The sequence below is a fragment of the Pseudomonas sp. Pseusp49 genome, assembly GCF_059491875.1.
Window position 1 is genome coordinate 310,803 of the sequence record NZ_CP168514.1, and the last position, 20,991, is coordinate 331,793.

20 protein-coding genes are annotated in these 20,991 nt (G+C 59.1%); 16 read left to right on the top strand and 4 right to left on the bottom strand.

Translation table 11 applies throughout. The features are described from left to right. The first annotated feature begins 58 nt into the window (after positions 1-58). From ACEN83_RS01290 to ACEN83_RS01355, 14 genes are all read left to right on the top strand, one after another. Positions 59-1,477, top strand: a complete 1,419-nt coding sequence (locus ACEN83_RS01290; RefSeq protein ID WP_095964622.1) for an FAD-dependent oxidoreductase — start codon at positions 59-61, stop codon at positions 1,475-1,477. A gap of 255 nt (positions 1,478-1,732) precedes the next feature. Beyond that, on the top strand, positions 1,733-2,800 hold the full coding sequence (gene hemE, locus ACEN83_RS01295) for a uroporphyrinogen decarboxylase (RefSeq protein ID WP_095964623.1): 1,068 nt from the start codon (positions 1,733-1,735) through the stop codon (positions 2,798-2,800). A gap of 505 nt (positions 2,801-3,305) precedes the next feature. Further along, the gene (gbpA, locus tag ACEN83_RS01300; protein ID WP_495579285.1) at positions 3,306-4,772 is read left to right on the top strand and encodes an N-acetylglucosamine-binding protein GbpA; all 1,467 of its coding nucleotides are present in this window, start codon (positions 3,306-3,308) and stop codon (positions 4,770-4,772) included. 77 nt (positions 4,773-4,849) lie between these two features. Next, entirely contained in the window at positions 4,850-5,386 is a 537-nt protein-coding gene (locus tag ACEN83_RS01305) for a type II secretion system protein N (RefSeq protein ID WP_495579286.1), read from the top strand. Between the two features lie 8 nt (positions 5,387-5,394). Continuing rightward, entirely contained in the window at positions 5,395-7,314 is a 1,920-nt protein-coding gene (gspD, locus tag ACEN83_RS01310) for a type II secretion system secretin GspD (RefSeq protein WP_495579287.1), read from the top strand. A gap of 3 nt (positions 7,315-7,317) precedes the next feature. Continuing rightward, positions 7,318-8,790 carry a type II secretion system ATPase GspE gene (gene gspE, locus ACEN83_RS01315; RefSeq protein ID WP_495579288.1) on the top strand — a complete coding sequence of 491 codons (1,473 nt, stop codon included), beginning with the start codon at positions 7,318-7,320 and terminating at the stop codon, positions 8,788-8,790. 3 nt (positions 8,791-8,793) lie between these two features. Beyond that, on the top strand, positions 8,794-10,002 hold the full coding sequence (gspF, locus tag ACEN83_RS01320) for a type II secretion system inner membrane protein GspF (protein WP_495579289.1): 1,209 nt from the start codon (positions 8,794-8,796) through the stop codon (positions 10,000-10,002). 3 nt (positions 10,003-10,005) lie between these two features. Then, complete coding sequence (gene gspG / locus ACEN83_RS01325; RefSeq protein ID WP_495579290.1) at positions 10,006-10,461, top strand: type II secretion system major pseudopilin GspG; 456 nt, start codon at positions 10,006-10,008, stop codon at positions 10,459-10,461. Positions 10,462-10,464: 3 nt separating this feature from the next. Continuing rightward, on the top strand, positions 10,465-10,932 hold the full coding sequence (gspH, locus tag ACEN83_RS01330) for a type II secretion system minor pseudopilin GspH (protein WP_116580777.1): 468 nt from the start codon (positions 10,465-10,467) through the stop codon (positions 10,930-10,932). After that, positions 10,925-11,308 carry a type II secretion system minor pseudopilin GspI gene (gene gspI / locus ACEN83_RS01335; RefSeq protein WP_116580776.1) on the top strand — a complete coding sequence of 128 codons (384 nt, stop codon included), beginning with the start codon at positions 10,925-10,927 and terminating at the stop codon, positions 11,306-11,308. The genes gspH and gspI overlap by 8 nt, the downstream gene beginning before the upstream one ends. Further along, entirely contained in the window at positions 11,301-11,843 is a 543-nt protein-coding gene (locus tag ACEN83_RS01340) for a type II secretion system protein GspJ (RefSeq protein WP_495579291.1), read from the top strand. The genes gspI and ACEN83_RS01340 overlap by 8 nt, the downstream gene beginning before the upstream one ends. Then, positions 11,840-12,691 carry a type II secretion system protein GspK gene (locus ACEN83_RS01345; protein ID WP_495579292.1) on the top strand — a complete coding sequence of 284 codons (852 nt, stop codon included), beginning with the start codon at positions 11,840-11,842 and terminating at the stop codon, positions 12,689-12,691. Before ACEN83_RS01340 ends, ACEN83_RS01345 begins: the two co-directional genes overlap by 4 nt. Continuing rightward, entirely contained in the window at positions 12,688-13,794 is a 1,107-nt protein-coding gene (gene gspL, locus ACEN83_RS01350) for a type II secretion system protein GspL (protein ID WP_495579293.1), read from the top strand. Before ACEN83_RS01345 ends, gspL begins: the two co-directional genes overlap by 4 nt. Beyond that, on the top strand, positions 13,791-14,222 hold the full coding sequence (locus tag ACEN83_RS01355) for a type II secretion system protein M (protein WP_495579294.1): 432 nt from the start codon (positions 13,791-13,793) through the stop codon (positions 14,220-14,222). The genes gspL and ACEN83_RS01355 overlap by 4 nt, the downstream gene beginning before the upstream one ends. 62 nt (positions 14,223-14,284) lie before the next feature. Here ACEN83_RS01355 and ACEN83_RS01360 read toward each other — a convergent pair whose 3' ends face one another. From ACEN83_RS01360 to ACEN83_RS01370, 3 genes are all read right to left on the bottom strand, one after another. Beyond that, complete coding sequence (locus ACEN83_RS01360; RefSeq protein WP_495579295.1) at positions 14,285-14,929, bottom strand: retron system putative HNH endonuclease; 645 nt, start codon at positions 14,927-14,929, stop codon at positions 14,285-14,287. Further along, entirely contained in the window at positions 14,926-16,197 is a 1,272-nt protein-coding gene (locus ACEN83_RS01365) for an AAA family ATPase (protein ID WP_493725303.1), read from the bottom strand. The genes ACEN83_RS01360 and ACEN83_RS01365 overlap by 4 nt, the downstream gene beginning before the upstream one ends. A gap of 78 nt (positions 16,198-16,275) precedes the next feature. Further along, a complete protein-coding gene (locus ACEN83_RS01370; RefSeq protein ID WP_495579296.1) occupies positions 16,276-17,553 on the bottom strand; it encodes an MFS transporter in 1,278 nt (425 codons plus the stop codon). A 118-nt stretch (positions 17,554-17,671) separates the two neighbouring features. Between ACEN83_RS01370 and ACEN83_RS01375 the strand changes: the two genes are divergently transcribed. Next, a complete protein-coding gene (locus ACEN83_RS01375; RefSeq protein ID WP_495579297.1) occupies positions 17,672-18,571 on the top strand; it encodes a LysR family transcriptional regulator in 900 nt (299 codons plus the stop codon). A 545-nt stretch (positions 18,572-19,116) separates the two neighbouring features. On the opposite strand, the gene ACEN83_RS01380 is transcribed toward ACEN83_RS01375, so the two are convergent. Then, positions 19,117-20,058, bottom strand: a complete 942-nt coding sequence (locus ACEN83_RS01380; RefSeq protein ID WP_495579298.1) for a lipid II-degrading bacteriocin — start codon at positions 20,056-20,058, stop codon at positions 19,117-19,119. 710 nt (positions 20,059-20,768) lie between these two features. Here ACEN83_RS01380 and ACEN83_RS01385 point away from each other — a divergent pair. After that, on the top strand, positions 20,769-20,984 hold the full coding sequence (locus ACEN83_RS01385; RefSeq protein WP_015093148.1) for a DUF6124 family protein: 216 nt from the start codon (positions 20,769-20,771) through the stop codon (positions 20,982-20,984). Positions 20,985-20,991 lie beyond the last annotated feature (7 nt).

Genomic DNA, 20,991 nt, shown 5'->3' on the forward strand with positions numbered 1-20,991 from the left:
TGATTGTCTTGCAGCTTGAAGCTTGTAGCTTGAAGCTGTCGTGTAAGAGGTTTTGAAGATGGGCGAACGTCTCAGCAACGACTTCCAATTCATCGAGGTCGGGCGCAAGGATCCGAAGAAGAAACTGTTGCGTCAACGCAAGAAAGAGTTCGTGGAAATCTACGAACCCTTCAAACCCCAGCAGTCGGCCGACCAGGCCCACCGCTGCCTGGGTTGCGGTAACCCGTATTGCGAATGGAAGTGCCCGGTGCACAACTTCATTCCCAACTGGCTGAAGCTGGTGGCCGAGGGCAACATCCTCCAGGCCGCCGAGTTGTCGCACCAGACCAACACCCTGCCGGAAGTCTGCGGCCGCGTGTGCCCGCAGGACCGTCTGTGCGAAGGTGCGTGCACCCTCAACGACGGCTTCGGCGCGGTAACCATCGGTTCGGTTGAGAAGTACATCACCGACACCGCGTTCGCCATGGGCTGGCGCCCGGACATGTCCAAGGTCAAGCCGACCGGCAAGCGTGTCGCGATCATCGGTGCCGGGCCTGCGGGCCTGGGCTGTGCCGACGTGCTGGTGCGCGGCGGCGTGACCCCGGTGGTGTTCGACAAGAACCCGGAAATCGGCGGTCTGCTGACCTTCGGCATTCCCGAGTTCAAGCTGGAAAAGACCGTGCTCAGCAATCGCCGCGAAGTCTTCACCGGCATGGGCATCGAGTTCCGCCTCAACACCGAGGTGGGCAAGGACGTGACCATGGAGCAGCTGCTCGAAGAATACGATGCGGTATTCATGGGCATGGGCACCTACACCTACATGAAGGGCGGCTTTGCCGGTGAGGACCTGCCGGGCGTGTACGACGCGCTGGACTTCCTGATCGCCAACGTCAACCGCAACCTGGGCTTTGAAAAGTCGCCGGAAGATTTCGTCGACATGAAAGGCAAGAAGGTCGTGGTACTGGGCGGTGGCGACACGGCGATGGACTGCAACCGTACGTCGATCCGCCAGGGCGCCAAGTCGGTGACCTGCGCCTATCGTCGTGACGAAGCGAACATGCCGGGCTCGCGCAAAGAGGTGAAGAACGCCAAGGAAGAAGGCGTGAAATTCCTCTACAACCGCCAGCCGATTGCGATTGTTGGTGAAGACAAGGTCGAAGGCGTGAAAGTGGTCGAGACCCGTCTCGGCGAACCGGACGCCCGTGGCCGTCGCAGCCCCGAGCCGATCCCGGGTTCCGAAGAGATCATCCCGGCCGACGCCGTGGTCATCGCGTTCGGTTTCCGTCCTAGCCCGGCGCCGTGGTTCGAGCAGTTCGAGATCCAGACCGACAGCCAGGGCCGCGTTGTGGCTCCGGAGCAGGGTCAGTACAAGCACCAGACCAGCAACCCGAAAATCTTCGCCGGTGGCGACATGGTGCGCGGTTCGGATCTGGTGGTGACGGCGATCTTCGAAGGCCGTAATGCGGCTGAAGGGATCCTGGATTACCTGGGCGTCTAAGCACCCGATCCAGCCTTGAAATGCAGTAAAAGTGTGGGAGCGGGCTTGCTCGCGAAGAGGGAGTGTCAGTCGACAGTTTTGTTGCCTGACAAACCGCATTCGCGAGCAAGCCCGCTCCCACAGTTGTTTCTTGGTGTTGCTAAACTCTGTATTTCATTGCGACAAATTGACCCGATAGACAAAAGCCTCCGCTCTTGCCGTGCCTTTTGCGTCCGGCTCTGAGAAAATGCCCTCACTTTTTTTCCGGATGCCGACATGACTGCCCTGAAGAACGACCGTTTCCTGCGCGCCCTGCTCAAGCAACCCGTAGACGTCACCCCCGTGTGGATGATGCGTCAGGCCGGTCGCTACCTGCCTGAATACCGCGCCAGCCGCGCCAAGGCCGGCGATTTCATGAGCCTGTGCATGAACCCGGCGTTCGCTTGCGAAGTCACGATGCAACCGCTCGACCGCTATCCGCAACTGGACGCGGCGATCCTCTTTTCCGACATCCTGACCATCCCCGATGCCATGGGCCAGGGCCTGTACTTCGAAACCGGCGAAGGTCCGCGATTCAAGAAAGTCGTCAGCACCCTGGCCGACATCGAAGCCCTGCCGATTCCCGACCCGCAGAAAGACCTGGGCTACGTGATGGACGCGGTCAGCACCATCCGCCGCGAACTGAACGGTCGTGTGCCGTTGATCGGTTTCTCCGGCAGCCCATGGACCCTGGCGACCTACATGGTCGAAGGCGGCTCGTCGAAAGACTTCCGCAAGACCAAGGCCATGCTCTACGACAACCCGCAAGCCATGCACCTGTTGCTGGACAAGCTTGCGCAGTCGGTCACCAGCTACCTCAACGGCCAGATCATGGCCGGTGCACAAGCGGTGCAGATCTTCGACACCTGGGGCGGCAACCTGTCGGCAGCGGCGTACCAGGAGTTCTCCCTGGCCTACATGCGCAAAATCGTCAGCGGCCTGATCCGCGAGCACGAAGGCCGCAAGGTGCCGGTCATCCTGTTCACCAAGAACGGCGGCCTGTGGCTGGAAAGCATCGCCGATGCCGGTGCTGATGCATTGGGCCTGGACTGGACCTGCGACATCGGCAATGCCCGTGCCCGTGTTGGCGACAAGGTCGCACTGCAAGGCAACATGGACCCGACCGTGCTCTACGCCAAACCGGAAGCCATTCGCGCTGAAGTCGGGCGCATTCTCGCCAGCTACGGCAAGGGCAGCGGCCACGTGTTCAACCTCGGTCATGGCATTACGCCGGAAGTCGATCCGGAACACGCCGGTGCATTCCTGCGCGCCGTGCATGAATTGTCGGCGCAATATCACGAGTAACGGCCAGCACCGTTTTCCAGAAACCTGTCCCGCCTCGTGCCGGACAGGTTTTTTTATGGTTGTTCACGCCATGCCGGGGAGCACCGATAACTGTTTGGTGGTGCACGTGTTCCCCTGTAGGAGCTGCCGAAGGCTGCGATCTTTTGATCTTGATTTTGCTATCTGGAGATAGCTGAAGATCAAAATCAAAAGATCGCAGCCTTCGGCAGCTCCTACAGATATTTCGTTTTCTGTGTTCCCCCGGGATTCCGTGAAGAACCTTTTTTATGCCCTGCAGAAATACATCTCCGGATGTAGCGTTTCTGTTGGCAGGGTATTTTCTTTCCTGATTGAAATTCGAATGAGCAGACCATTCCTGCCCGGCTCGATGATTACTCCTACATAGAATTCCTCGTCATCCCCGTAAGGTTCCAGACCCCCTGTTCAGCACAACGCTGAACGGTAACGAAGCAAACATCGCCGCCTGCAAGGCGCCTTGTTTTCGATAAGCAGTCTGGAACACATCATGAAAATTACATTTGATAAAAGAAGTGCATTAACGGCCTGCACCTCTTCGATGATCCTGTTATCGGCAATGCTGGCCTCTCAAACCGTTTCTGCCCATGGCTATCTGGATGTGCCGCCGTCACGCGCACTGGCCTGCCAGAAAGGTTTGAACACCAATTGTGGCGGCGCGCAGTACGAGCCGCAGAGCGTCGGTGAAACCTTCAAGGGCTTTCCGGCAGGTGTCGGCGGTGCCCCCTTGCAGGGGCCGGTGGATGGCAAGATCGCCAGCGGCGGTCACGCGCTGTTCTCCGCACTGGACGCACAGTCCGCCACCCGCTGGCACCTGACGGAAATCAAGGATCGCAACATCGATTTCCAATGGCGTTACACCGCCGTCCACCCGGCGACCAAGCACGAGTATTTCATCTCCAGTGACGGCTGGAACCCGAACGAGTCGCTCAAGCGCGCCACCTTCGAAAGCACGCCGTTCTGCACCATCGATGGCGGCAACCAGTTGCCTGTGTCGGGTGCCAGGCACAGTTGCACCCTCCCGTCTGACAAATCCGGCCACCACGTCATCCTGGCCATCTGGACTGTCGGTGACACCGACGCCGCGTTTTACAACGTCGCAGACGTGAACATCCTCGCCGAACCCGACTTGCCGGGCGGCTGGTCGCCAGTAGGCAGCATTGCGTCATCGACCCCGTTGCTGGTGGGTGACAAGGTCAAGGCCCGCGCGTTTACCGCCAAGGGCGAGAGTGCGCAATACAGCGTGGAAATCAGTATCGATAACGCTGAAGAAGGCACACCGCAAGACTGGTCGTACAAGCTGGCGGAAAAAATCAACCAGACCCACACCCTGGTTCGCGCCGGTATCCGCGACGAGAGTGGCAATGTTGTCCCGGTCAAAGGCACCAATCGCCTCTACGTGCAAAAAGAAAGCGGCGTAGTCCGCTATGAAGTGCAGTTGGACATGAAGGAAGACGCCGCTGCGCACATGGCGGTGACCTCTCAGCAAGCCGAATACGTCCTGGATAAAGGCCGGGCCAAAGTCGAATTCAGCATGACTGCGAACCGCGCGATGGACGTCGAAGCGACCTTGTTCGATCAGAACAACAAACCGGTCGGCACCACATCGGCACAAGTGGCCACCGGCTCCACCTCGTTGTCCCTGGATGTGCGCAGCAATCCTGGTGCGCACACGCTGACCCTGGTCGGCACCACCCTGGATGGCCGCACCACCCGTCAGGACACCAAGACCACCCAACTGACCGGTGAAGGCGCGGTCATCGAATACGACTTCGTATTCCCTGAAGGCCTCAGCGACTACACCGCCGGCACCAAGGTGCTGCAACCGAAGACCGACGAAGTCTTCGAGTGCAAGCCGTTCCCTGCGTCGGGTTATTGCAAGCAGTACACCCCTACCGCCAGCGGCTTCGAGCCAGGTGTCGGTGCTCACTCGCACATGGCGTGGGACAAGTTGTAAGTCCCCGCAACTGGCTTCAGGCGACCTCAAAAAAGGTCGCCTGAAGCCAGGCACTTCTGCTGAGTACCGAGTTGAAAATGAAGGTTTCGAATTTTTCCGGACAACGCTTTCGGGCATGCCTGAGCAGCATTTGCTGGCTCGCGTTGCCAGCGGGCGCGGCGGTGTTTCTGGCGTGGCAGGAACGGACGTTTCGCGAGCATCTGGTTTCACCGTTGCCCGACATCGCAGCTCTGGAGACGGTGCCGGCACGTGAACCGCTCGAAACAACATCGATTGCCATTGTGTTCGGCCTGACGACGGAGGCCACACCGCGGCCCAGCGCCGAACCGCTGACCCTGCAAGCGAGCTTTGTCAGCAGCGGACTATCCAAGGCACTGCTGGCCAATGCTCAAGGTTCTCGTCTCTATCAGGTGGGCGAGCGTTTGCCCGGCGGCAGTGTCCTGCGTCGTATCGAGACCCACCAGGTTGTGCTGTGGAACAAGGGCCGGGAAGAGCTGCTAACGCTCGTCCCCTCTGGCGCACGGTTCCTGACGGGACTCGAATCATCCGCCGATGCTCAATCGGTCACCACGACCACGCATTTTTTACGCCCGCTCTCCGGGCAGCCAGAGTGATGAATTTCATGAACAGCTTCGTCGGCGCGCATTGGTTGCGTTCCATGCTTTTGCTTGCCGTTCTGGCGGCTGCAGCCTTCCCGGACACGCTTCGAGGCGCCGAAGAAAAATGGCAACTGGCGATGAACAACGCAGAGCTGCGCGACATCGTCGAAGAGATCTCCAGCATTCTCGGGACCACGGTAGTGCTGGACCCCAAGGTCTCCGGTCGTATCACCGTCATGTCCCGGCAGGCCCTCGATCGTGAAGGGGTGCGCCGGTTGTTCTATTCAGTGCTCGACGCCCACAATTTTACGGTGATCGATGAGGGCGACCGGATTCTCATCACCCCGGTTGCCGAGGCCAGGACCCGGGCCGGTCAGGGCACGGTAAAAACCACCACGGCGTCGCAGTTCGTGACCGAAGTCATCGGGTTGAACACCGGTAGCGCCACCGATATCGCCGGGCTGGTGCGGCCGTTGGTTTCTGCCAACGGTTATGTCGGCCCCTCGGTGTCGGCCAACGCGTTGGTGCTGACCGATACGGCCGCCAATGTGAAGCGCATCGCCCGGGTGATCCGTGAACTGGACTCCGGGCAGAACAACCTGCACGCGGTGCTTCAGCTCAAGCATGCCCAGGCGGGGGATGTCGCGCCGGTGATCGAGGCCTCCATGGGCAAGCGCAATGCCGAGTCGGCGATACAGGTACTGGCTGACACCCGGACCAATCGCCTGATTTTCATTGGCCCGCCGGTCGTTCGCCAGCGTTTGATCGAACTGGCCCGCGGGCTCGATACACCGGCCACCACGACCCTCGACAACGCCCGGGTGATTCGCCTGCGCCACAGCGATGCCAAGCAGTTGGCCGAGATTCTGGAGTCGATGGGGCAGGGCAGGAAACAGACGTCCGCCACCGGCAGCGCCAAGGACATGTCGGGCGGCGCAGCCTTCATGATCAAGGCCGACGAAAGCCAGAACGCACTGGTGCTGATTGCCGAGCCGGCACAGGTGCGGACCATCGAAAGCATCGTGCGCCAGCTGGACCAGCCGCGGGCCCAGGTGTTGATCCATGCCGCCATCGTCGAAATCTCCGGCGACATCGCCGAGGCCGTCGGAGTGCAGTGGAACCTCAACACCGGCGACGCCAAGGGCTTCATCAACTTTCCCGGCACCGACATTCCGATTGTCGGCGGGCTGAAGTTCGACGAGAAACGATCGGCGCCGGAAGGGGCGATCGTGCAACTGGGCAGCGACCGCTTCGGTGCGCTGATTTCGGCCCTGGCCAGCAACACCCACAGCAACCTGCTGTCTACCCCGAGCCTGTTGACCCTGGACAATCAGGAAGCGGAAATCATCGTCGGCCAGAACGTGCCGTTCAAGACCGGTTCCTACGCCACCAACAGCAACGGCGCGGAGAATCCGTTCACCACCGTCGAGCGCAAGGACGTCGGCATCAGCCTGAAGATCAAGCCTTACATCAACGAAGGCTCGACGTTGCGCCTGGAGGTCGAGCAGGAGGTGTCGGACATCGCCCCCTCGGTGTCGGGCATCGACTCCTCGGACCTGATCACCAACAAGCGCGCGCTCAAAAGCACCATCCTCGCCGACGATGGCGAAATCATCGTGATCGGCGGCCTGATCCGCGACAGCGTGCGCACCCAGAAAAGCGGCGTGCCGCTGCTGCGAGACATTCCCTACCTCGGCGCGTTGTTCCGCTGGAGCCGCGACACCCAGACCAAAAGCAATCTGATGGTGTTCTTGCGCCCGACCATCGTGCGCAGCAAGGAGGACCTGTCCCAGGTCAGCCAGCAGCGTTACAACGCACTGCGTGACCTGAGCAAGTCAGGAGCGGGGGAAAACAACTCGTTGTTGCTGCCATCCGAGGCACGCGGGTTGTTTGAACCGGCCAGCGACGCGCCAGTGTTCGACTTGCGCGGCAAGGCGCAGTAACCCATGGGCGAATTCAGTGAGCAGTTGCCCTTCGGCTTCGCCCGGCGTTTTGGTGTGTTGCTGGAGCGTGACGGCGACGATCTGCGCCTTGCCCTGCGCAGCGATGCACCACTCAGCGCACTGTCAGAGGCGCGCCGGGTGTGCGGGTCGACGCTGCCGTTCGTCATCGTCGACGCCGACGAATATGCCTCACGGCTGGCGGCTGCCTATCGCAAGGGGCAAAGCGCGGTGGAGCAGGTCGCCCAAGGGCTGGACGAAGAGCTGGACTTGCTCAGCCTGGTCGATCAGGTGCCGCAGACCGCCGACCTGCTGGAGCAACAGGGCGATGCGCCGATCATTCGCCTGATCAACGCACTGCTCGGTGAGGCCGTGCGCGAGCACGCCTCGGACGTGCACTTGGAAACCTTCGAGCAGTACCTGTCGGTGCGCATGCGGGTGGACGGTCAACTGCGTGAAATGCTCAGGCCCAAGCGCGAACTGGCGACGTTGCTGGTGTCGCGGATCAAGGTCATGGCGCGCCTGGACATCGCGGAAAAACGCGTGCCCCAGGATGGGCGAATGGCCTTGCGTCTGGCCGGGCATGAAGTCGATGTGCGGGTCTCGACGCTGCCTTCGGCCCACGGTGAACGGGTGGTGCTGCGCCTGCTCGACAAGCAGGCCGGACGCCTGGACCTGCATCGGCTGGGCATGCCGGACGATACCCTCGCGGCTCTGCGCCAGTTGTTGGGTAAACCCCACGGCATCCTGCTGGTGACCGGGCCGACCGGGTCCGGCAAGACCACCAGCCTGTACGCGGCGTTGAGCAGTCTGAATGACCAGACGCGCAACATTCTCACGGTCGAAGACCCGATCGAGTATCACCTGCCGGGTGTGGGCCAGATGCCGGTCAACCCGAAAGTCGACATGACCTTTGCCCGCGGCCTGCGGGCGATTCTGCGCCAGGACCCGGACGTGGTGATGGTCGGCGAAATCCGCGACCGCGAAACCGCCGAGATCGCCGTGCAGGCGTCTTTGACCGGGCATCTGGTGCTGTCGACCTTGCACACCAACAGTGCGGTCGGCGCCGTCACGCGGCTGGTCGACATGGGCGTCGATGCCTACCTGCTGGCGTCCTCGCTGGTGGGCATTCTGGCCCAGCGCCTGCTGCGCACCCTGTGCCCCCATTGCAAGGTTTCGTACACCGCCGATGCGGCGGCCTGTGAGCGCCTGGGGCTCGACCCGGCCATGTCGCACACCCTGTGCAAAGCCTCGCGCTGCGCGCAGTGCCAGCACGGCTATCGCGGGCGCATCGGCATCTACGAACTGATCAGCGTGACGCCCGCCTTCTCGGCGCTGATCCATCAGGGCGCCAGTGAGCAAATCCTCGTCGACGCAACGCGCAAGGTCTCGCGCAGCCTGTTCCAGGACGGGCGTCAGCGGGTGCTGGAAGGCTTGACCAGCCTCGATGAGTTGCTGCGCGTGACCCAGGAGCACTGACGGATGCCCACCTTCGACTACCGCGCCCTTGATGCCCAAGGCCGATCCTGCAAGGGACGCCTGGAGGCCGATGGACCTCGTCATGCGCGACAACTGTTGCGCGAGCGTGGCGTGTGGCCGCGTGTGTTGATCGAGGTCCGGGTCGGCAGCGATACAGGCAAGCAACCTCGCGGCGCAGGCCTGAGCGCGGCTGATCTGGCGTTGTTGACCTTGCAGCTGGCAACGCTGGTTCAGGCCGGGCTGCCTCTGGAAGAGGCACTCGAGGCGGTGACGAAACAGAGCTCGAAGCGCAAGGTCGCAGGCCTGCTCTCGGCGGTCAGGAGCCGGGTGATGGAAGGCCACGCCCTGGCCTCGGCCCTGGGACAATTTCCCAGGGCCTTCCCCGAGTTGTTCCGCGCCACCGTGGCCGCCGGCGAGCGCTCGGGGCATCTGGGCCATGTGCTGGAGCAACTGGCGGCCTACACGCAGGCCCGCCAGGCCTCGCGGCAAAAGATCCAGATGGCCCTGGTGTATCCCTTGATCCTGATGCTGGCCAGCGTGGCAATCGTCGGTTTTCTGCTCGGCTACGTGGTGCCGGATGTGGTGAAGATCTTCGTCGACAGCGGCCAGCCGTTGCCCTGGCTGACCCAGGCACTGATCGGCGTGAGCAACGGCCTGCGCAACCATTTCCTGTTGCTGACAGGCGTGCTGGTGACGCTGTTCGGCCTGTGGCGCTGGAGCTGGCAGCAGCCGCAATGGCGTCTGCGCTGGCATCGTTGGCTGCTGAGTGCGCCCGTCATCGGTGAAGTACTGCGGGCCATGGAAGCCGCGCGGTTTGCCAGCACCCTGGCGATCCTCGGCAAAAGTGCCGTGCCCTTGGTGGACGCACTGGAAATTTCCGCCGCGGTCATCGGCAACCTGAGCATTCGCGCGCGGATGGTCGATGTCGCCCGTTCCGTGCGCGAAGGCGGAACGCTCACCCGCGGCCTGGAACTGAGCGGCGACATCCCGCCGATGATGCTGCACATGATCGCCAGCGGTGAACGTGCCGGCGAACTCGACCGCATGTTGGCCCGCGCCGCCGAACAACAGGAAAACAGCCTCGCCGCGCGCATTGCGCTGGTGGTGAGCCTGTTCGAGCCGGCCATGCTGGTGCTGATGGGCGGCGTTGTGCTGCTGATCGTCATGGCCATCCTGCTCCCGATTCTCAGCCTCAACCAATTGGTGAATTGATCCATGCAACCTGCCCGCAAAAGCTTTTCCCGCGTGCAACGCGGTTTTACCCTGATCGAAATCATGGTGGTGGTGGTCATCATCGGCGTGCTGGGGGCCATTGTGGTGCCGCAGTTCATGAGCCGTCCCGATCAGGCCAAGGTCACCGCCGCCAGAATCGATATCCAGGCCATCGCCACCGCCCTGGAAATGTATCGCCTCGACAATGCCCATTACCCCTCGACCCAGCAAGGCCTGGAAGCCTTGGTCAAACGTCCCTCGGGATTGCCCACGCCGCGCGGCTGGAACCCTCAGGGCTACCTCAAGAGCATGCCGGTCGACCCGTGGAACACGCCTTATCAGTACCTCAATCCGGGTGTGAGATCGACGGATGGCACGTACGACCTGTATTCCCTGGGGGCCGATGGCGTAGCCGGCGGTGAAGGGTTTGCAGCGGAAATCGGCAATTGGGGTCATTGAGCCGTGGGCTACCGTTGCCGGGGATTTACGTTGTTGGAGTTGATGATCGTGATTGTCATGGTCGGCTTTTTGCTGGGCATGGTGAGCCTTGCCGGTGGGGGCAATCCCGCGCGCGAGGTCAGGCAGGAGGCTGAGGCGATGGTGCAGGCGATCCATCAATTGCGCGAGCGAGCGGTATTCGAGGGGCAGGACTATGGCTTGCGGCTGAGTACCGATGGCCACCGGCCGATGCGCCAGGGTGTTCACGGATGGGAATCGGTGGCGGAGCTTACTGATTGGCCCCTGAGCGTGCGGGTGCATTTTCGGCAAGACGGCTATGCGGTAGACCTGGACGCTGATGAAGGACCGCCGCAGTTGTTGATATTCAGCAACGATGAGACCAGCGTCTTCACCCTGACATTCGAGTCCGGCAACCGGACCTGGCTGAGTCTGTCCGGCGATGGCCTTGGCGAGGTGGCGATCGATGGCTAGCTCGCGATCCCGATCCGCCATTGGCGGTTTCACACTGCTGGAAATCATGGTGGCCCTGGCGGTCTTCGCGACACTGGCGGCTGCCGTGCTGTCGGCCAGTCAATACGTGGTCAAACAGCGTGGCGCCGTTGAGGCGCGACTGTTCGCGGCGTGGCTGGCGGACAACCGGTTGAACGAATTGCGCCTGCAACCCGGGTTGGCGGTTGGGCAGCAACAACAGGTGGTGTCCATGGATCAGCGCGACTGGGTGTTGCAGCAACACATCAGCGCCACCGGTGATCCGCGTTTGCTCCAGGTCGACATTCAAGTCAGCCCCGCAAACAGTACGCACGCCTTGCATCGTGCCAGCGGCTGGATACTCGCGGTTGATGAATAAGCAGCGCGGGTTCACCTTGCTGGAGCTGGTCATCGCCCTGGCGATCTTCACCGTGCTGGGGCTGGCCAGTTGGGGCTTGTTCGATAGCGTGGTGCGGGTGCAACGGGGCGTGACGACCCACGAGCGAGAACTCAGGAGCCTGCAGCGTGCGGTGGCGGTGATCGAGCGGGATCTGCTGCATGTCACTGCGCAGCCGATGGTGCTCGCACCGCCGCTTTTGCAATTCCAGCGCAGTCACTGGCGCAATCCGCTGGACCAGCCGCGCAGTGAGCTTCAAGCGCTGATCTATCGACTCGACGGCGACGTGCTGTGGCGCGAGAGCCAGGGCGAAGGCACAGAACTCGTGCAGCGGCAAAAACTGCTGGAGGACGTTCGCGAGTTGAACTGGCGCCTGTTCGACAGCCAGTCCGGCTGGGTCGCTCAATGGTCGCCCGGGCAGGACGCGAAGGCGCCCCTGGCGCTGGAGGTGCAGGTCTCGGTCGGTCGCTTCGAATCGATTCGTCGGGTGTTGCCGATGCCGCGTGCATTGCCATGAACGGGCATCAACGCGGCATGGCGTTGATCAGTGTTTTGCTGGTCCTGAGCCTGGCGTTGCTGATCACCGCTGGCTTGTTGCGCAGCCATCACCTGTCGCTGCAAAGCAGCGGGCAGCAGTTGCAGCAGATACACCTGCGCCAACTCGCATCGGGCGGGGAAAGCTGGGCGTTGCTGCTGTTGCGCGACGCGTTACAGGACAGGGAAAAACCCGTCGAGCGGATTCAGGGCTGGAGGGCCATGGCGCCGGGTTTCGAGGTTGAGGATGCACAGATCCGCATCGATATCGATGACCTCTCCGGGCGCTTCAATCTCAACGCTTTGTTACGCCAGGGCCAGGTGGACCAGGTCACCCTCAACCGTTGGGCGCGCCTGCTCGAGCTGCTCGAGCTTCCTCCAGTGCAACTGAGCCAGGTCGGGCCGCTGCGGGAACTGAGCCAGCTGCGCTTGCTTCCCGGCATTGACGCTCGCCTGCTGCAAACACTGGAGCCCTGGGTGGCACTGCTGCCCACCGACGTCACCTTGAACATCAACACCGCACCGACGCTGGTGTTGAGAACGCTCGGCGAGGTGGACGCCGCGACCGCCGATGCGCTGGCGCTTCAGGCCGCAACCGCGCCCTGGGCGAGTGTCCAGGCGTTTACCCAGGACCCCTTGCTCTCCGGGCAGGGCTTGAGCAGTCACGGCCTTGGCACCCATAGCCGCTGGTATCGGATCGGCGTGCAGGTGATCCGGGACGGGCGCCAATTGCATCTGGCCACGGATGTCGGGTACGACCCCAAGACTCAGCGGCTGACGGTGCTGCAACGACGTTTTCTTCCTACCAGTAGCCACGAGAAACCGCGATGAATACTTGGCTTTACCTGACCGCCGAGGGCCGGGATGCGCCATCCGCACTCTGGCCTTGCGTGCTGTGGTCCCCCACCGGTCAACGCCAGCCGATGCCACTGAGTCAGGCGGCCTCGGCATTGCAGGGAAAGTCGGTCGATGTGCTGCTGCCCATGGAAATGTGCAGTTGGGTACGCAGCGAGCCCTGGCCGGCGCGGCGTCAACCCGAGGCCCAGGCCATAGCCTTCGCCGTGGAAGATCAACTGAGCGAGGCGCTGGATGTTGTGCATCTGGGTGTTGGCGCTCGTGATCGCGACGGCTGCTACCCGGCCATGGTCATCGGCCGGGAACGCTTGGCCGCCGTGCTCGCCCTGCTGCGCGAGGCGGGTATCGCGGTGCGTGGGGTGTTCGTCGATGCCGATGTGTTGTCCGGCGCTCAACCGTGCGGTGCGTGGTGGTTCGGTCGCTGGCTGTTGGGTGGAAGCCTCTCGGCACGCATGGCGTTGTTGCAAGACCACCTGGCGTTGCTCACCCCGTTATTGCCCAAGGACATGCAATGGCTGGACGAACGTGAGGACCCCGCTGTCATCGACCAATGCCTGACCCACCGCCCGACTCGGGCCATCAACCTGTTGCAAGGCGCATTCGCCCCGCGCGGCAAGCGTCTACCCTGGCGTGCTGGCGGGTGGGTGATGGTGACGCTGGCGCTGTTGACCTGGGGGGCCAGCGAGACGCGCATTCGCTTCATCGACAGCGAGGCCCGCCACCTCGCCAGCCAAAATGAACTGCGATTCAAGGCGCTTTACCCGGAGCAAGACCGCATCGTCGACATGGCAGCGCAACTCAAGGCCCTGCAAAGCCAGCCTGTCGAATCGCAAAACACCCGCATGGCGGGGCTGGTCCAATTGATTGAGCAGGTGATCGGCGCCAGCCCGGTCGAGGTCCGGCGCATCGAATTCAGGGCCGGTGAAGGCTGGAAAATCCAGCTGACCGCCAGCGGCTTTGCCGAGCTGGAGCAATTGCGTGAGCGCGGACGCCAACAAGGCATACCTATCCGGCTCGATAGTGCGAACAAAGCAGCAGACCGGGTGCACGCCACCCTCACCGTGGAGGACGAGGCATGATCCAGGCATGGCGGCGCATTTCTGTGCGCGAACAACGGCTGTTGCAGGTGTTGGGCGCTTTTCTGTTGGCGGTTGTGGCTTTCAGCCTGATCTGGCAACCGAACCGGCAGCGCCTGGAAACTGTCGAGCGCCAGTATCAACGGCAGGCGGGGCTGGCCGCGCAACTGCAGCGGGCGTCACCGCGCAACCATGTCCCCGCCGACACCGGTCAACCGCTATCGCTGCGCATCAGTGAGAGCGCAGCGGCAGCGGGGCTGGAAATCCGTCAGATGGAGAGCGACAGCGAGCTGCTGCGCCTGACCCTCAATGGCAACGCGCAGCCGTTGATACAGTGGCTCGACGCTATGGAGCGCAACGGTGTCGCGTTGCAGTCGCTGACCCTGGAAAAACGTGACGATGCTTTGGAGGCGCAGCTGGTGCTCAGGTAGTTGCACTTCCTTTCAATAAAAAACGCCCGGCTTATGCTGGGCGCTTTTCATTGTGCAGACTTTCAGTGTCCGATTAGCTGTTCGGCGTAGCGCGCGATCACATGATCGAAAGCTTGTTGCTCAAGAGCGCTGTTAGAGCGAATTGCATCAACGAGGCGGGTCAGATCTTCCTCGCTGGCCTGTGTGATGAACTCGTCATCGAACAGGCCACGGAGTGTGCTCTGCCGGCGATTGTTGAGGTAGGCAATATCGAGTGCCAGTACTTCAATCATTTTCGTGGCCGGCAGATCGTCCCGCTTGGTGGCTTGAATTTCGCCGGTTTGCAGATAACGGAAACGGTGTTCGCAATGCTCATCCATTGGAGATATGTGCTGCGCCTCGTCAAACCAGTTGCCTTTGCGATGACCACAGTGCAATGGATTGCCAGGTGTTGTCTCCCGCAGGCAGGAGGCGTGGAGGTTGTGGTACTCCAATGCCAACGCCTCATAGTGTTCTTGAGGTCTGAAGTGTTCGATATGACTGCTGGCAGCATCTATCTCTCTACCGCAGTAGCAACAGAGGAAACCTTGTTCTTGCAGCAAACTGTTGTGCAAATCACGCTTTTGCGGATTTTGCAGTGTTGGATAAGTAGTACTCCACTCTTCGTTTGCCGAGCTTTTCCATCTTGTAAATGAAACGGGTTCAATTCCTTTGAGCACTCGTTTCATTTTCCGAGGATCTCCTTGCGCCTGATCAGCGCCTCTGCTCCAGCGAACTCCGGAAGATCAGGGGCTCTCAGCTTCAGTGCCTTGAGTTGCGCCTTGGCTTTCTTCAGGTCGTTGTCTTCCAGTGTTGAAAACAGTTCCGAGAGCAATTTTTCAATTTCGGGTTCGCGTTGTGTAACCCCCATGACTTCCTCCAGCACGCTGCTGGAGTCCAGACCATAGGTGACCCGAGGGTGGGACGGATCGCCGTTGTGCAGAACGATGACTTCTTCGGGTTGGAGGCTGCCGATGATTTGAGGGGAGTGGCTGGCGGCGATGAACTGGACTTTCGGGAAAGCTTGTTTCAGCGCAGGCACGATGTTGCGTTGCCAGGCTGGGTGAAGATGGATGTCCAACTCGTCGATGATGACTATGCCTGAAGTGTTTTTCAGGACGTCCTTGCCCATGTGAGGGTTGAGGATGCACATGCGGCGGGCGATGTCGGCGAAGAGGGCGACCATGCCTCGCTGGCCGTCACTGAGGTTGTTGAAGGGAATGGTTGTACCACCTTCAACATCGATCAGTAGGCTTTGAAGTCTGAGGTCGTAACGAAGGTCTTTTGCATTCGGCAGAGCGATCTCGATTGCTTGATTGACCAACGCCAGTTCGTCATCGAATGTCGATGTTAGCGTTTTTGAATCCAGCAAATTTTGCATGCGTTCGAGCGTCTTGCCGATCAGCCAACTTTCGAAGTCTTTTAAGTCGGTAACTGCATCAAACCAGTTCGTGTAACCATCCAGGCGGGAGATTTTTTGTTGTGCCGCAAACTCGGCCGAAATATTTGCGCCTTTCCATTGACGATTAGATCGATAGAAAGCGAGAACAGGTAGCTCGACACTTTCTCCGAGATCGAACCTTGCGAGCTCTTTATCTGTTGCGAGCATTAAATCGAGGTCTGCCAGAGGTGGGAGATGGTCACCCGCTTGAGTGGTTTCCCATTTATTGACTCCTAAGATATCCCCCTTAGCTACAAGCAGAAGCGGGAACTCTCTTTCGAAGCGGCTACGACTTTCAAATTTGTTGATGACAAAGCGCACGTCGTTTTGGTCTAGGCCGATTGGCTGAGGTTTTATCGAATTCGCATATTCAATGAACGAAACGGCCACCGCCTGCAACAACGAAGTCTTCCCGCTCCCATTAACCCCTACCACCAGATTGAAACCCGGCTGAAAGTCGAAAGTGGCATCTTCGTAGCAACGAAAATTCTGAATGTGGAGACGGTCCAGGCGCATTCTGGCTTCCCTTTACCAAGACTGACGAATGCCGTCAGTGTACCTTGGCTCGCGATTACCGCTAGGGTGCAGTTGTGGCTAAACCTGCGCTGTACCCGGCAGCAGCGGCAACTTCGCCAGCTTCAACGCGATCAGCAGCGCAATCACCAGCAGCGTGCCGATGAACAGCCCGATCCCGTTCCAGCCACCCAGATGCCAGAACACGCCACCCGCCGTGCCGGCAATGCTCGACCCGGCGTAGTAGCTGAACAGGTACAGCGACGACGCCTGGCCCTTGGCCTTGGTGGCGCGGCGGCCGATCCAGCTGCTGGCCACCGAGTGGGCGCCGAAGAAACCGAAGGTGAACACCAGCATGCCGATGATCACCAGCGGCAGCGGTGTGAACATCGTCAGCGCCAGGCCGGCGATCATCAGCGCAATGGTGCTCCAGAGCATTTTGCGTCGACCGAGCTTGTCGGCCAGGGCACCGATTTTCGCCGAGCTGTAGATACCCGACAGGTACACCACCGAAAGCATCCCGACGAACGCCTGTTCCATGTGATACGGCTCGGCCAGCAGGCGATAGCCGATGTAGTTGAACAGCGTGACGAACGCCCCCATCAGCACAAAGGCTTCGAGGAACAGCAGCGGCAAGCCGGCGTCGCGAAAGTGCATGGTGAAGCCGTCGAGCAAGCTGCGCGGGTGCAGCGAGCGCGAACGGAAGTTGCGTGATTCGGGGAGGATTTTCCAGAACACCGCCGCCGCAATCAGGGCCAGGCCACCGATCACCAGCATTGCCGTGTGCCAACTGACGAAGTCGATCAGTACCCCGGTGATCAAGCGCCCGCTCATCCCGCCAATCGCGTTGCCGCCGATATACAGGCCCATCGCCAGGCCGATGTGCTGCGGATGGATCTCTTCGCTCAGATAGGTCATGGCGACCGCCGCCAGCCCGCTCAATGACAGGCCCACCAGCGCCCGCATCGCCAGCACCGCGTGCCAGCTCGGCAGCATCGCGCTGGCAAGGGTGCACAGGGCGGCGGCGAACAGCGCGGCAACCATCACCGGTTTGCGCCCGACGCGGTCGGAGATGGGGCCGGTGATCAGCAGGCCGAAAGCGAGCATGCCGGTGGCGACAGAGAGGATCAGGCTGCTTTGCGCCGCGTTGATGGAGTATTCGTGGGACAGCAGCGGCATCATCGGTTGCACGCAATACAGCAGGGCGAAGGTCGCGAAGCCGCCGCAGAACAGTGCCAGCACCGTGCGCATGAACGCTGGCGTGCCTTTTTCGATGTAGATCTCCGCCAGCTCGACGGCGATATCGTCCTTTGCGGCGGGAGGAACTTCATGGGCGAGTGGGGCGACAGCAGTTTTCACGGGGGACCTCGGAGGACGCAGCCGGTCAGGCAATGAAAAAAGCATATAGCTGGCTAATGATTCAATCCAATATATTGTTCGACCTGTTTGATAGCTTTTACGACCTAATGGGGTTTCCATGGAATTGCGTCATCTGCGCTACTTCATCGCCGTCGCCGAAGAACTGCACTTCGGCCGCGCCGCACAGGTGCTGGGCATCTCCCAGCCGCCGCTGAGCCAGCAGATCCAGGCCCTGGAACAGGAAGTCGGCGCGCGGCTGTTCGAGCGTACCAATCGTCGGGTCGAGCTGAGCGAGGCTGGTCGGCTGTTCCTGGAAGAGGCGCGGCTGGTGCTGGCGCAGGTCGACAAAGCGGCGGATGTCGCGCGACGGGCGCAACTGGGTGAGTTGGGTGAATTGAAGATTGGCTTCACCTCGTCGGCCCCGTTCAACTCGACCATTCCCCAGGCGATTTTCTCTTTTCGCCAGCGCTTCCCGGCGGTGCATCTGAACCTGCGGGAAATGAGTAGCACCCAGGTGGCCGATGCTTTGGTGGACGAGTCGATTGAGGTCGGCATCATGCGCCCGCTCGGGCTGCCGGACTGCCTCAGCGTGGTCGAACTGATGCGTGAGCCGCTGGTCGCGGTGCTCAGTTCCAAGCACCCGTTGGTAGAGGGGAGCGAAGAGGGCCTGTTTCTGTCAGCCCTGGCGCTTGAGCCCTTTGTGTTTTTTCCACGCAGCTATGGCAGTGGCCTGTATGCACAACTGCTCAGCCTGGCCCGGGATTCCGGTTTCAGCCCGCACTTCGCCCAGGAGGCCGGCGAGGCGATGACCATCATCGGGTTGGTGGCGGCGGGGCTCGGTGTGTCGGTGTTGCCGGCGTCTTATCAGCGGATGCGTATTGATGGTGTGGTCTATCGGCCGTTGCTGGATCCGGCGGCGGTGTCGGCGGTGTGGTTGGTGCAGCGCAATGATCAGAAGTCGGCGATGGCTAGGGCGTTTGTGGAGTTGTTGACTAGGAAGGTTGAGTCCAAAGCATAACGATATTTTTATGATAATTACTTAGTTTAAATGCTAGAGGCGTTTGGTCATCACAAAAGACGTCCCCTGTATGTTGATTGCTTTGTTCAAAAGACGGTTTTTTTATAAAGGTTGAATTGGTGAATCAAATAGGTGAGAAGTACGATGAAGTAGAGTGTAGAAACAACTAGGTGATTCGGGGCTAGCCAGTAATAAATGCTTTCAATGAGAAGTATTGAGGAGGCTGTTGTGGCAAATAATGCAAGAATAGTCGATATGATGTTGGTTGTCTTTTTGTTGCGTTGTTGCTTGTAGAACGGATTTTGGACGACGGATAGTGTTAGGAGTATAGTCATTACTCCGATTATGGAAATCAAGGGAATTGCTATTGTGTCTTGTGTGCTGGGATAAATCTCATCTGCATAATTTAAATAGATTATATGGCAGTTTGTGAATGAAGAGATCAGCAATGTTGTGAGGTACAGTGTTCGAGTTTTTTTGTTGATCATAGTCATGGTGTTCTATTGAGAAGGCAGTCAGGTATGATCTGGCTGCCTTGATGAAAGTTAGAAAAGCTGAGGTTGGTAGCCTTTGCCTATCAGATGTATTTTGTGTTCGCCTGAAATGTCAATTTCGTAACGTGTTCCTGGAAGTGCCCGGCCAGCAGTAGTTAACTCTTCTAATGCAGGTGGTCTGTCACTCTTGTCGAAATCGTATATGTCATGGTAAGCCTTTATTACACCAATGAATCGCCAGGACCCATCATAGCTGCGTGTAAAATCGCCGGCCATGCTCAAAGTAATTCTGCCAAGATAAGGGCCGGTTATATTGCTGTCATCATATGTATTGTATCCAACACGCGGGTCGATAAGATTATATGTGCCAGGTGATTTTGTATGTTCAATAGCCTGTCTTAATAAGGGTAGTTTGTGCTCTTGAATATTAAGCCCAATGGTATTGATGTCGACCTCGAGCTTTTGTCCATTACCCCATAGGTAATGCCCAAGTGCCTTGACAGGACTGAATGTACCTCCAGAAAGTTTTGGGGTTTCCAGCTTGTATGAAGTGCTGTCTGCATGCCTGGAACTGGCGACTGCAATAATAGCTTCTCTTGCACTGAAACCGCTTTTTTGTAGGGCGTCAGCCAAGCTAAAATTTACAATTTTATTTTTGAAAAGATCATCGTTGATTCTCCAGTGTGGATCTACCCACCCACGATCGCTTTCCACGATACGCCAGATATCTTTTATTGCGCCATATGCATCGTTTTTGTTTATTGCTTTGTCTAGAATTTTTAAGTTGAAAGTAAATTCATCAAGCCCTGTTTGACGCTTTATCATATCGATATTGTAGAATTTGTTTTCTTCAGTAACCACCTCGGGTTGAGGTGGTGGAAGAACGTAAGTGCCATCAATGATGATTCCGTCTGTAGACCAATATCCACCTGATGATCCTCTCCATGTTCCAATAACATCTGTGGCGGGCAAATTGATTCCATTTTGAGTCATTACCTACATCCTTGTTCGGTATTGATATGTAGTTTCTGAGTTCTTTATTTGGACTCCTTGGTAATTAAATATGAACAGGAAAAAGCGCTCAATGGGGTAAATGTACTCTCGGAATTGTATTACAAAGATTGCGGAATGATCCGACCATTAGGATTTTCTTGATTCTGACTAATGCGGATGCGAACTCGGTGTGATAATTAGATAGTTGCTCGCATTGCCATATGCAAAGTTGTTGTTCCTGTTTTACTGGATACTCATCTGTTGGAACTCGCCGCGAAAGTAATTGCTCGCTAAAAGCGCCTGCAAGAATACTAAAAAACCAGCATTTTGAGATGAGGATGTATCATCCCCTTCGGAATGCTTTACCACCTTCTGTAGGACATTTCCGAAAACCTTCGCAACGGCTACAGCGCCTTGCGGCGTTGCCTACAACTACTCCAGAATCCGCCGGCTTGTGCGCTTTGAGGGGCATCGCTAACTTGATTCGCGTCACTGATTGTCAGTGATCGGGTTTAGCAGCCCGTATCGAAGTAAGCGCATTTGCGCTCCTGATAGGCAGGTATGTCCATACCTGCCCTTGACGGTGGCTGTGCGCAGGGCGCCTTAGGGCGCGCCGGTTTACTTCGTCCGGTCTGCTAACCTGCGTACAGCTGCCACCCTTATGATCAGCAACGATTCGGCGTGGCCGCCCATTTTCAGGACGCTGAATCATGACCAGTACAATCTTCCTCATCGCCCCCGACATCGACAACCGCACCCTGCTGGAATACGCCTGCGTGTCGCTGGCCTCGGCAAGCGTCATGGCGAGTGACTTCGCCAGAGACTTGAAGGGATCGCAGGGCCACACCCTGCTGGGGATTCAGCAGTCGATCATGTTGGGGGAAATGGCGGTGAATCGGGTGTTGGATAATCTTGATCCGCCCTGATAACTAC